The organism is Rhodococcus sp. EPR-134 (genome assembly GCF_001647205.1).
Classification (GTDB): domain Bacteria; phylum Actinomycetota; class Actinomycetes; order Mycobacteriales; family Mycobacteriaceae; genus Rhodococcus_F; species Rhodococcus_F qingshengii.
This window is the reverse complement of the sequence record NZ_LVCT01000195.1, coordinates 24,652-35,997: the sequence shown is the minus strand read 5'-3', so window position 1 is coordinate 35,997 and position 11,346 is coordinate 24,652. Positions and strand designations below refer to the sequence as shown.

At 61.6% G+C, this 11,346-nt stretch carries 11 protein-coding genes, 1 tRNA gene and 1 riboswitch; of the genes, 6 read left to right on the top strand and 6 right to left on the bottom strand.

The features are described 5' to 3' along the window. The 3 genes from A2J01_RS08955 to A2J01_RS08945 all read left to right on the top strand — a co-directional run. The coding region (locus A2J01_RS08955) for a glutamate synthase subunit beta (protein WP_064112544.1) at window positions 1-1,145 on the top strand (1,145 nt) is incomplete at its 5' end. Window positions 1,146-1,227: 82 nt separating this feature from the next. Continuing rightward, the gene (pyk, locus tag A2J01_RS08950) at window positions 1,228-2,646 is read left to right on the top strand and encodes a pyruvate kinase (protein ID WP_003944038.1); all 1,419 of its coding nucleotides are present in this window, start codon (window positions 1,228-1,230) and stop codon (window positions 2,644-2,646) included. Beyond that, on the top strand, window positions 2,647-3,528 hold the full coding sequence (locus A2J01_RS08945) for an acyl-CoA thioesterase (protein ID WP_003944096.1): 882 nt from the start codon (window positions 2,647-2,649) through the stop codon (window positions 3,526-3,528). It begins immediately after the preceding gene. A 33-nt stretch (window positions 3,529-3,561) separates the two neighbouring features. Here the strand turns inward: A2J01_RS08945 and A2J01_RS08940 are convergent, their stop codons facing one another. Further along, window positions 3,562-4,065 carry an SRPBCC domain-containing protein gene (locus A2J01_RS08940; protein ID WP_003944006.1) on the bottom strand — a complete coding sequence of 168 codons (504 nt, stop codon included), beginning with the start codon at window positions 4,063-4,065 and terminating at the stop codon, window positions 3,562-3,564. 174 nt (window positions 4,066-4,239) lie between these two features. Continuing rightward, window positions 4,240-4,320: riboswitch (ZMP/ZTP riboswitch) on the top strand. Between the two features lie 23 nt (window positions 4,321-4,343). Here A2J01_RS08940 and A2J01_RS08935 point away from each other — a divergent pair. After that, on the top strand, window positions 4,344-5,315 hold the full coding sequence (locus A2J01_RS08935) for a bifunctional 5,10-methylenetetrahydrofolate dehydrogenase/5,10-methenyltetrahydrofolate cyclohydrolase (RefSeq protein WP_064112546.1): 972 nt from the start codon (window positions 4,344-4,346) through the stop codon (window positions 5,313-5,315). Window positions 5,316-5,426: 111 nt separating this feature from the next. Here the strand turns inward: A2J01_RS08935 and A2J01_RS08930 are convergent, their stop codons facing one another. Together A2J01_RS08930 and A2J01_RS08925 are read right to left on the bottom strand one after the other, a co-directional pair. After that, window positions 5,427-6,059 carry an AMIN-like domain-containing (lipo)protein gene (locus A2J01_RS08930; protein WP_064112543.1) on the bottom strand — a complete coding sequence of 211 codons (633 nt, stop codon included), beginning with the start codon at window positions 6,057-6,059 and terminating at the stop codon, window positions 5,427-5,429. 75 nt (window positions 6,060-6,134) lie between these two features. Continuing rightward, window positions 6,135-6,211, bottom strand: a tRNA-Leu gene (locus A2J01_RS08925). A gap of 107 nt (window positions 6,212-6,318) precedes the next feature. On the opposite strand from A2J01_RS08925, the gene A2J01_RS08920 reads away from it, so the two are divergent. Next, on the top strand, window positions 6,319-6,936 hold the full coding sequence (locus A2J01_RS08920) for an ANTAR domain-containing response regulator (protein ID WP_003944029.1): 618 nt from the start codon (window positions 6,319-6,321) through the stop codon (window positions 6,934-6,936). A gap of 208 nt (window positions 6,937-7,144) precedes the next feature. Continuing rightward, a complete protein-coding gene (locus A2J01_RS08915) occupies window positions 7,145-8,476 on the top strand; it encodes an ABC transporter substrate-binding protein (RefSeq protein WP_003944031.1) in 1,332 nt (443 codons plus the stop codon). Window positions 8,477-8,532: 56 nt separating this feature from the next. On the opposite strand, the gene A2J01_RS08910 is transcribed toward A2J01_RS08915, so the two are convergent. The 3 genes from A2J01_RS08910 to A2J01_RS08900 are packed head-to-tail and all read right to left on the bottom strand — an operon-like array spanning window position 8,533 to window position 11,346. Continuing rightward, a complete protein-coding gene (locus A2J01_RS08910) occupies window positions 8,533-9,339 on the bottom strand; it encodes an ABC transporter ATP-binding protein (protein WP_007728720.1) in 807 nt (268 codons plus the stop codon). Further along, on the bottom strand, window positions 9,336-10,364 hold the full coding sequence (locus A2J01_RS08905) for an ABC transporter ATP-binding protein (RefSeq protein WP_029255470.1): 1,029 nt from the start codon (window positions 10,362-10,364) through the stop codon (window positions 9,336-9,338). The genes A2J01_RS08910 and A2J01_RS08905 overlap by 4 nt, the downstream gene beginning before the upstream one ends. Further along, window positions 10,357-11,346, bottom strand: a complete 990-nt coding sequence (locus A2J01_RS08900) for a branched-chain amino acid ABC transporter permease (protein ID WP_003944088.1) — start codon at window positions 11,344-11,346, stop codon at window positions 10,357-10,359. Before A2J01_RS08900 ends, A2J01_RS08905 begins: the two co-directional genes overlap by 8 nt.

The window sequence follows — 11,346 nt, the reverse complement described above, 5'->3', positions numbered from 1 at the left end:
ACACGTCGGGGGGTGTCACCATCAAGCGCATCGAACAGGCAATCGTCGACAACGCCTGGGAGTCGGGTTGGTTGGGGCCGCAGGCACCGGTAGTTCACAGCGGAAACTGTGTTGCGGTTGTCGGTTCGGGACCGGCGGGACTGGCCGCGGCTCAACAACTGACACGAGCCGGACACAGTGTCACGGTGTTCGAGCGGAGCGATCGGATCGGGGGACTGCTTCGCTACGGAATTCCGGAATTCAAGTTGCCCAAGGCCCTCATCAACCGGCGGCTGGACCAACTGACCGCCGAGGGGACCAGGTTCGTCACCGACTGCGCCGTCGGAGTGAACGTGAGCGCGCACGACCTCTCGACGGAATTCGAGGCGGTAGTCCTGGCGGTCGGGGCTGATCGTGCCAGAGACACCGACGTACCGGGTCGTAGTCTTCGCGGAATCCATCGTGCGATGACGTACCTGCGTGCGGCCAACCGCGAATGCGAGGGTGACGGTGCGTCGAGCATCTCGGCGCGAGGTAAGAACGTCGTGATCATCGGTGGCGGCGACACGGCCGCCGACTGCCTCGGCACGGTGCATCGCCAGGGTGCGCTCTCGGTGACGGAATTGGACTACCACGTCCCACCTCCGGCACGCCGCGATCGAGATCGCGACCCATGGCCGTTGTGGCCGCGGGTCCTGCGCACCTCGCCGGCGGACGAGGAGGGCAGTGACAAACGATTCCGATGGGCGGCGCAGGAATTTCTCGACGACGGTGGGGGTGCGGTCCGCGCAATCCGGATGGTTCCGGTAGCCGTGTCACGAGCGAAGGACGGACAACGGACCCTGGTGGAGACCGGCGACACGACGGATCTGGTGTGCGAGATGGTCTTGCTCGCTCTGGGTTTCGACGGCGTCGAAACCGCCCCACTGCTCACCGACCTTGATGTCGGCACCGATCCACTCGGCAGAATCGAGTGTGATGTCGGGTGGCAGACCCGGACACCCGGCGTATTCGTCTGCGGCGACGCGCATCGCGGGGCGTCGCTGGTCGTGTGGGCGATTGCCGAGGGACGGTCGGCCGCACGTGCCGTCGACGTGTTTCTCACAGGCGAGTCGGCGCTTCCGGCTCCGGTTCATCCAAAGGCATTTCCGCTGTTCGTGAGCTGACCAACTGAATCGAGTAAGTACAGAAAGTGCAGGTCGCAAATGCCGGATAGAAGTGCGGTGGGGTAGCGACTAGGCTCGAGCCGTGAACCGACGGACAAAAATTGTATGCACACTTGGACCTGCGACAGCTTCTGGCGACCGCATCCGTGAGCTCGTGGAGAGCGGCATGGACGTGGCGCGCCTCAACTTCAGCCACGGCGAGCATGCCGATCACGAAGAAAACTACATTCGCGTCCGCGCCGCGTCGGACGCCACCGGAAAGGCCGTCGGTGTTCTCGCCGACCTTCAGGGGCCCAAGATTCGCCTCGGCCGATTCAAGGACGAGCGGACCACCTGGGCCAACGGTGAAGAGGTTCGTATCACCGTCGACGACGTCGAGGGAACGCACGATCGCGTCGGGACCACGTACAAGGAATTGGCGCGCGACGCCAAGGCCGGCGATCGACTGCTGGTCGACGACGGAAAGGTCGGCCTGGTCGTCACGTCCATCGACGGCAACGACGTCGTCTGTCGGGTCACCGAAGGCGGTCCGGTCAGCAACAACAAGGGCCTCTCACTGCCCGGTATGAACGTCTCCGTTCCAGCCCTGTCGGGCAAGGACATCGCCGACCTCGAGTTCGCTCTCAAGCTGGGTGTCGACTTCATTGCACTCTCCTTCGTTCGCTCACCGGCGGACGTCGAATTGGTTCACGCCATCATGGATCGAGTCGGGCGCCGCGTTCCCGTCATCGCGAAGCTCGAGAAGCCCGAGGCCATCGACAATCTCGAAGCCATCGTGCTCGCGTTCGACGCCGTCATGGTCGCCCGCGGTGACCTCGGTGTCGAGTTGCCGCTCGAGCAGGTCCCGCTCGTTCAGAAGCGCGCAATCCAGATTGCTCGTGAGAACGCGAAGCCGGTCATCGTCGCGACGCAGATGCTCGAGTCGATGATCGAGAACTCACGTCCCACTCGCGCAGAGGCATCCGATGTCGCCAACGCCGTTCTCGACGGCGCCGACGCAGTCATGCTCTCGGGCGAGACTTCGGTGGGCAAGTACGTCATGGAAACCGTTCGCACCATGGCCCGCATCGTCGAGGCCGTCGAGAACGAATCAACCCGTGTCCCACCGTTGACCCACGTCCCGCGCACCAAGCGCGGTGTCATCTCGTACGCAGCACGCGACATCGGCGAACGTCTCGACGCCAAGGCCTTGGTTGCGTTCACTCAGTCCGGTGACACGGTGCGTCGACTGGCTCGTCTGCACACGCCGCTGCCGTTGCTCGCCTTCACACCGCTGCCCGCGGTGCGCAGTCAGCTGACGCTGACGTGGGGAACCGAGACGTTCCTGGTCGATGCGGTGGCCACCACCGACGAGATGGTGCGTCAGGTGGACAGTGCGTTGCTCTCCCTCGGGCGGTACGTCAAGGGCGACCTCGTGGTCATCGTTGCCGGATCCCCTCCGGGAACTGTCGGTTCCACCAACCTCATTCACGTCCACCGTATCGGCGAAGAGGACCACTGAGTGACCCACGCGAACGCGTCCACCGACCTCGGTACTCTCCTCGGTCTGTTGGATCTGGAGCAGATCGGTGAAGACGCGTTCCGTGGATACCACCCGAAACAGGTAGGTTCGCGGACGTTCGGCGGTCAGTTGGTGTCTCAGGCACTGATGGCCGCCGGGCGGACCGTCGACGGTGATCGCCCCATCCATGCGGTGAATGCCCATTTCATTCGCGGCGGAGATGTCAAGGCGCCCATCGAGTATCGGGTGGATCGTCATCGCGACGGGCGGGCGTTCGCCAACCGTCAGGTGACTGCCTATCAGGGTGAGAACGAATTGTTCGTGATGCTCGCGGCGTTCCAGGACTCCGGCAAGGGGCTCGACCATGCTGTCGAGATCCCGGATGTTCCACTTCCGGAGTCGTTGCCTCCCATCGGCGATCATCTGGTGGGGTACGAGGAGAAACTGCCGCATTTCAGTGCGGCGCTCAAGCCGATCGACATGCGGTACGCCAACGATCCGGCGTGGATCCTCAAGGGCACCGGCGAGAAACTCAACCACAATCGGGTATGGATGCGCCCCGACGGTGATCTGCCGGACGATTCGCTCATTCACGCTGCGACGCTGGCATATTCGTCCGACACCACCGTGCTCGATTCGATTCTGACCACTCATGGTTTGTCCTGGGGTCATGATCGTATCGTCGCGGCGACGGTCAATCATTCGATCTGGTTCCATCGCCCGTTCCGGTTCACCGACTGGGTTCTGTACGCCACCGAATCGCCGGTCGCCGCAGGTTCGCGCGGTCTGGCAACCGGACGGTACTTCTCGGTGGAAGGACTGCTGTTGGCGACGGTGGTCCAAGAAGGAATGATCAGGCATTTCCCGCGCAAAGGGGAATGAGATGCGGGCCCGAGACTGAACTCGGGCCCAGAATCAAGCAGACTTGCGATATTGCGGTGAGAGTTCGTCGGCGCGGTCCCACGGAGACCAGTCGACTTCGCGTCCATCGAGTTGGGCCGCAACAACTTCCAAGCCCGCGTGCCAGCCGGCAGCGTGGGCGTACGCGGACTCTTCGTCTTCCATCGTGTGGGTGAGGGTCAGCCAGCAACCGCCGGTGCCGTCCGGTGCCAGTTCCCAATGCAGAGTATCTGCGTCCCAGAGGAATTCGAGAATTCGGTGCGGGTGGACGCTGATGACCGTCCCGCGCGTCACGTGATCTGCTGGCAGTCCGAATCGCTCGACTTGTTCCGGGGTCACCTTGAACAGCAGATCCGCGCCTGGAGTGAGGTTGAAATCGACGTCCGCCGGGAACCAGGCGTCGAGGTACTCGCGTTCCGTTATCACTTTCCAGACCTTGTCCGGTGCGTGCGGAATCGCCAGTTGGAAGCTCAGTGACACCCGACCGTCATAGGTCAGGTTTATCTTGCCGTTGTCCATCGGTGCCTCCAATGCTTGGTGCCCGTGCGGTTGCCCCCATCGTGCCATCTAATTGCTTGGGATGGAATAACTGCAGGTCAGATCGTTACCTATTGATAGGTTATGTCGATTTGTCTCGTTTTGAGAGCGGCGTTCCGGATGCGTTTCGTGGCAGTGAGACAAACGCGCAGTACGCTGACCAAGCACGACTGGCGCGGGTGGGAATTACCACCGGGGAGTGCACATCGCGAGGCATCGACCGCCTGGGTGCTTCACACATCTTGTGTGAAGGGGGATTCATGTCTACCGAGAATCGGCCTACCGAAAACGTCTCTACCAAGAATCTGTCGACCCAGACCGCGCCCGCTCGAATAATCGACGGACGCGCAATTGCCGATGCTGCGCTCGCGGACCTGTCAGTGCGCACCAGGCAGTTTCGTGATGAGGCGGGGCACGTTCCTTGCCTGGCCGCCGTCATCGTGGGAGCGGACCCGGCCTCGAAGGCGTATGTACAGATGAAGGCCAAACGATCTGTCGCCGTCGGAATGACGTCGCGGACGGTCGAACTCCCGGTGAGTACAACCACCGAAGAACTGGTCGACGTGCTGAGAGCGTTGTCGGCGGACCCTTCGATCGGCGGCATACTGCTGCAACACCCGGTGCCAGGCCACATCGACGAACGGGCCGCGTTCGATGCCATCTCGGCCGACAAAGACGTTGACGGCGTTACCTCGGCAGCGTTCGCGGCAATGGCGTTGACCGGTGGGGGATTCGAATCATGTACACCGAGTGGCATCCTGCGCCTCCTCGACGCCACAGGCGTCGAACTCACCGGAAAGCATGCTGTCGTGGTCGGCCGAAGCCCGATACTCGGATTGCCGATGGGAATGCTCCTCCTGCGTCGAGGCGCAACGGTGACGTACTGCCATTCGCGAACCGTCGACCTGGCCGCCCACGTCGCCTCGGCAGACGTCGTCATCGCGGCCGTCGGTGTTCCGGAACTGATCAAAGGGGCGTGGATCAAGCCTGGGGCAGTGGTGATCGATGCGGGGTACAACGAGGGCAACGTCGGAGACGTGGAGTACGCCGCTGCGCTCCCACATGCCGGTGCGATCACACCAGTGCCGGGTGGCGTCGGCCCCATGACGGTGGCAGTCCTGCTGGAACAAACACTGGCAGCAGCAGTTCGATCAGCGGACGTTCGGGCATGCAGTGAGAATCATGACAGTCGTGTTGAACCGGACCCCGCAATCGCCTCGGATCGATTGTGAGACCTCGGTTTCGAGACGGAGTATTCATCCGCCCCTCGATAACCGAATTACCGCGTCGAGCACCGCTGCGCTGGAATGGCTGAGCTGAGCGCGCAATTGGGTAATCGACAGTCAGCTGTGTGCTGTGGGGATGTCGATCGTCAACTGGGACGGTGAATCGGATGCCGATACGGTGTATGCCGGACGGATGTCGACCGTGCCGACAAACGACTGCAGGATCGCACTGTTCCTGGCTGCACTGTCTATGCGCGTGATGTTTTCGCCCTCGTGAGATACGGAGTTGAGCGACGAATCCGATTGGACTCCCATCAGGTCGACTTGAAGTATCGATCGACTTCCGACGTCCACGACTGTGCTGTCTCCCGCTCGGATTGCTTCGCTGACGTATTCGGTTTTCCAGAACACTGATCCATTTCCGTCGAATCGGTAGGTGACTCGGGTGAAACCGTCGTGATCGGTTACGTCGATCTCGGTCACGTCGACGCGCGGATTCGGTGAAGGGATCTCCGTGTCGTTCGGGAGCGGAGCAAGCGTGGAGATCTCGGATGGTGGGGCATCGATCGGGGGAGTGCCGACCTGAACGGTGCCTGTCTGTGTTGCAGCATCGAGGACGGCCTGGGTGGAAGATTCGCCGGCAGTATTGGATTGGCCGGCAGTATTGGATTGGCCGTCTGTTTGACACCCGGTGAGCAGCGCGAGAATCGATATGGCTCCGAGCAGAGCAATCAGCCGGTGACCGTTCATGGATCGAATCTAACGGCGGTCGATCTGGGGTACAGCCGAATGCCGAAACCTTGCGGTGCGGCCAGCTGCGGCAGGTGGTGCCCTCGGTGAGACTCGAACTCACACTGGACGGGTTTTGAATCCGTTTCCTCTGCCAATTGGGATACGAGGGCTTGTTGCGATGACTACATTAGAAGATGCGATTTCAATGTCAAACACCGGTACCCTCTAATCGTTCGCGTCTCGTGTCGGGGCGGTTCGATGGAGGAGGATGGTGGCCATGAATTCGCCGCAGCCGCAAGGCAATCAGCTCGCACCCCGTCGTGTTGTCGTCGCTGAAGACGAGGCGTTGATCCGCATGGATCTGGTCGAGATGCTCCGCGAAGAGGGCTACGACGTCGTCGGTGAGGCGGGTGACGGGCAGGTCGCGGTGGAGTTGGCCGAGTCGCTCAAGCCTGATCTGGTCATCATGGACGTGAAAATGCCCAGGAGAGACGGCATCGACGCCGCTTCGGAGATTGCCGCCAAACGCATCGCTCCTGTTGTCATTCTCACAGCGTTCAGTCAGCGCGAGTTGGTCGAGCGCGCACGCGATGCCGGCGCCATGGCTTACTTGGTCAAGCCGTTCTCGATCAGTGACCTCGTTCCCGCTGTCGAATTGGCGGTCAGTCGTTTCCGCGAGGTGACGGCGCTCGAGCGTGAGGTCGCTGATCTTTCGGACCGGCTCGAAGCACGCAAGCTGATCGAGCGAGCCAAGAGTGTTCTGATGGTTCGCCAAGCGCTCACCGAACCTGAGGCGTTCAAGTGGATTCAGCGCGCCGCGATGGATCGGCGCTCCACGATGAAGGCGGTCGCACAGGTCGTACTGGAAACTCTGGGCGGTGAACCGGACGCTTGAGCAAAGTGTCCGGGTTACCCGGTTGCTGCGTCGACCGTCGAAACGTCGCGCAGCGCTACAGCCGTGTAAACACTGTGCACCTTCAGATAACAGTCAGGTCACAGGGCTTTCTTGAAGGATCGCGAAACGGTTCCAAGGTCTAGCGTCTGATCCCACAGCGAGCGCCAGTTCGGGTGGCGCGAGCACCGGCTGATCTTAGGAGCGTGGGATGGCTAGACGAACACTTGTGCGTACTGCTGCAGTTCTCGGCGCGGCATCACTGGCACTTGCAGGCTGTAGCTCGGACAAGTCGGATGACTCGTCTTCGAGTGGCTCTACGTCCGGCGCTTCTGCCGCGACGACATCCGTCACGACTGATTGCACCCCGGAGCAGGCCAAGGCCGGCGCCACCCCGTCCACGGAAGCGCTGCGCATCGGCACGCTTCTTCCCGATACAGGCAGCTTGTCGTTCCTCGGGCCGCCGATGGTCGCGGGCACCCAGCTGGGAGTCAACGACGTCAATGCAGCCGGAGGCGTTCTCGGCCAACCGGTCCAGCTGATTCCCGGCGATTCGGGTGACACCACAACGGACACCGCCAATACCACCGTCGACCGCGAATTGGCTGCAGGCACTCAGGTCATCGTCGGCGCCGCGTCGTCTTCGGTCTCGCTCAAGGTGATCGACAAGATCGCCAGCGCAGGCGTCGTGATGTTCTCGCCTGCCAACACCTCGGACCAATTCGTCTGCTACCCAGACAAGGGCATGTACTTCCGCACCGCTCCGACGGACGTACTGCAGGCTCAGGCCGTCGCACAGCTCATTTCGGACGACGGTGGTCAGCGCGTAGCGATCATGGCCCTCAACGACCCGTACGGGACGGGTCTGGCGGACAACATCGAAAAGAATCTGATCGATTCGGGTGTCCCCTCCGATCAGATCGAGAAGATCATCTACGACCCGAACGCGCAGTCGTTCAACTCCGAAGTCGATCAAGTCAAGAACTTCAATCCGGATGCAGTGGCACTGGTGGGCTTCGAAGAGTCGGCGAAGATCATCACGCGCATGCACGAAGTGGGCATCGGCCCGTCGGACGGAATGGCGATGTACGGCGTCGACGGCAACATGGGCAACGCTCTCGGCGAATCCGTGGCGAAGCCGTTGCTCGACACCATGCAGGGAACGACGCCCCTGACGGACGTCGGAGCTGCCTTCCAGGATCGTCTGAAGGCTGTGAACCCCTCTCTGATCGACTTCAACTACGCCGGAGAGTCATACGACGCGGTGGTGATCTCAGCGCTCGCTGCCGAGCAGGCGAAGTCGACGGCCGGTACCGACATCGCGGCCAACATCAACAGCGTCACCGAAGGCGGCACCAAGTGCACGTCCTACGTCGAGTGCCTGCCGTTGGTGAAGGCGGGAACCGACATCGACTACGACGGCATCACCGGTGAGTTGGACTTCAACGATTCGGGGGAGCCGTCCATCGGTTCGTACGGAAAGCTCAAGTTCGGCCCTGAGAACACCCTGACCACAGAAGGATTCGTGGTGGTGGGCAAGTAAGCAGCCAAGGAGAATGGGCCAGGGTCTCGCGACCCTGGCCCATTCTCGTGTCTGTCCTACTTCTCTTTGCTTCCGGCAAGCGTTCCCAAGTACAGCTCGATCACCTTGGGGTCGTTCATCAGATTGGCGCCGGTGTCGGTGTACGCGTTCTTACCCTGATCGAGTACGTAACCGCGGTCGCAGATCTGAAGGCAGCGGCGCGCGTTCTGCTCGACCATGATGACCGAGACACCGGCAGCATTGATCTTCTTGCAGCGGATGAACACCTCGTCCTGGAACATGGGGGACAGGCCCGCGGACGGTTCGTCGAGCAGCAGCACCGACGGATCCATCATCAGGGCCCGGCCCATCGCGACCATCTGGCGTTCGCCACCCGAGAGTGCGCCGGCCTTCACCTTTCGTCGTTCACTCAGAAGAGGGAATAGTTCACTCACGAAGGCGAATCGTTCCGCGAATGCCTTGGGACGCAGATAAATGCCCATTTCGAGGTTTTCTTCGATGGTCAGAGTCTGAAAGACGTTCTGCGTTTGAGGGACGTACCCGACTCCCTTCTGAACGAGGACGTGAGCGGGCGCAGACGTGATGTTGTCCTCGCGTAGGGTGACCGACCCTTCGCGTACCGGTATCAGTCCGAACAGTGATTTCAGGAGTGTCGATTTGCCTGCGCCGTTCGGTCCGATGATCCCGACGATTTCCCCTTCCTTCAGGAAGAAGTTGCATTCACGCAGGATGTTGACGCCGGGAATGTAGCCCGCGACGAGGCTGTCGGCGCGGAGCAGGGCACCTGCCGACAGTCGCTGATGCTCCTCGGCCGTCGCGGCGAACTCTGCAGGCGTGAGTGAACGTGCGTGGTTCTCGCTCATGGCTTCTCGTGCCTTCCGCGCGGTTCCTCGGGACTCGATTCCAGCGTCGCGGCGAGATCGGCCGGAAGGTTGTCGACGTCGGGTTCCGACAGGTCCCCGCCCGACTCGAGGGTTTCGACCTCGGCTTCAGCCAGGGCGGCGGCCAGAACGGCCGTCTCGCCCACCGGATTTCCGTTGTCGTCGAACTCGAGGGCCTGGTCATGGTGGCTGCCCAGATATGCGTCGACGACGGCTGTGTTGGACGAGAGTTCGTCCGGGGTGGATTCGGCGATGACGCTGCCCTGCGCCATGACCACCACCCAATCGCTGATGTCTCGGATCACGTCCATGTCGTGCTCGACGAACACGACGGTCATTCCGTCGTCGCGCAATGACTTGATGTGTCCGAGCAGGCTTTGCGTCAGAGCAGGATTGACCCCCGCCATCGGTTCGTCGAGCATCACCACCGAGGGCGAGGTCATGAGTGCGCGAGCCATTTCGAGCAGTTTGCGCTGCCCACCGGAGAGTGAACCGGCGAGGTCGTCTGCCTTGGTGTCGAGTTTGAATCGTGCGAGGAGTTCGTTGGCGCGTTCGGTGATCTCGCGTTCCTGGCCTTTCCAGATCCACGGGACGAGAGATGCAAAAATGCGTTCACCACGTTGGCCGGTGGCACCGAGACGTACGTTGTCCAGCACGGTGAGTTTGGAGAGCGCCTTGGTCAACTGGAACGTCCGTACCACTCCTTTCCTGGCTACCTGGTGGGGATACATGCGGCCCAGCGATTGACCGTCCATCGACCACGTACCGGTGTCCGGCCGGTCGAATCCGGTAAGGAGGTTGAAGAGAGTCGTTTTTCCGGCACCGTTTGGACCGATCAGACCCGTGATGCACCCTCGTTGAATCTCGAGGTGATCGACGTCGACGGCCTTGAGACCGCCGAACGTCCGCGAGACGTTGTCAGCGACCAACACCGGGTCGGGTTTCGCCGATCCGGGAAGGTGAGGAACGTCGGCAAAGATCTGTGCTCTGGTATCGGCGTCAAGCATTGAGTTGCACCTCCCGCTTGTTACCCAGTATTCCCTGCGGTCTGAAGACCATCAGGAGAGCAATCATCAATCCGAGCAGGACATACCTGGTGGCCCCGACCTGTTGTTCGGTCAGCGAGAGCAGCGGATTCTCGCCGGAGATCGCCTGACGCAGCAAGGCATCAGGGATGGCGAGGAGGAACCAGAACAACATTGCGCCGACCACCGGGCCGAACACCGTTGCCGCCCCGCCCAGAATCAGTGCGCCGAACGCGAAGAACGTCTGCGCGGTCGAGTAGAAGTCCGGGTTGATGGACTTGGTCTGCAAAGCGTTGAACACCCCGGCCAGACCACCGATCACGCCGCCGAGAACCAGCGCCTGCATCTTGTACACGAAAACGTTCTTGCCCAACGATCGCGCTGCGTCCTCGTCTTCGCGAACCGCCTTGAGGACGCGCCCCCACGGACTGTGCGTCAACAGGTAGACAAATCCGCACAAGATCAAGACCAGCGTCCACCCCACGACCATCGACCAGAGGTCGTCTCCGTAGAACTTCACGCCGAGAAATGAGTACTGCTTGGCCGAGTCGAAGGGGCTCAGTGCGGTGAACGGGTCTGCGAAACCGAACAGGCCATTGGTGGAACCGGTCACCGAATCCGACGCGGTCGAGCGGAAGATCAGACGCAAGATCTCCGAGGCCGCGATGGTCACGATGGCGAGATAGTCGGCGCGCAGACGCAGCGTCGGGATACCGAGCACGAGCGCGAGGAGCCCGGCTGCGGTGAGTCCGACGAGGATGCCGAGCCAGAGCGGCTGGTCGTAGGTCACGGTCATGATGCCGACGCCGTAGCCGCCGAGAAGGGCAAAACCGATCTGACCGAAATTGAGCAGCCCGGCGTAGCCGAAGTGCAGGTTCAACCCGATTGCCAACAGTGCGTAGAAGATTGCCGACGGCCCGATCAGCTGGGCGAAGGAAACCTGGAAAGCTCCCATGATGTCCAT

Excerpts from the sequence above, each read along its gene's own strand:
- A2J01_RS08940 (WP_003944006.1), bottom strand. The coding sequence starts at position 4,065 with ATGGACAACGGCAAGATAAACCTGACCTATGACGGTCGGGTGTCACTG.
- A2J01_RS08935 (WP_064112546.1), top strand. The coding sequence starts at position 4,344 with ATGTCTACCGAGAATCGGCCTACCGAAAACGTCTCTACCAAGAATCTG.
- A2J01_RS08930 (WP_064112543.1), bottom strand. The coding sequence starts at position 6,059 with ATGAACGGTCACCGGCTGATTGCTCTGCTCGGAGCCATATCGATTCTC.
- A2J01_RS08920 (WP_003944029.1), top strand. The coding sequence starts at position 6,319 with ATGAATTCGCCGCAGCCGCAAGGCAATCAGCTCGCACCCCGTCGTGTT.
- A2J01_RS08915 (WP_003944031.1), top strand. The coding sequence starts at position 7,145 with ATGGCTAGACGAACACTTGTGCGTACTGCTGCAGTTCTCGGCGCGGCA.
- A2J01_RS08910 (WP_007728720.1), bottom strand. The coding sequence starts at position 9,339 with ATGAGCGAGAACCACGCACGTTCACTCACGCCTGCAGAGTTCGCCGCG.
- A2J01_RS08905 (WP_029255470.1), bottom strand. The coding sequence starts at position 10,364 with ATGCTTGACGCCGATACCAGAGCACAGATCTTTGCCGACGTTCCTCAC.
- A2J01_RS08900 (WP_003944088.1), bottom strand. The coding sequence starts at position 11,346 with ATGGACATCATGGGAGCTTTCCAGGTTTCCTTCGCCCAGCTGATCGGG.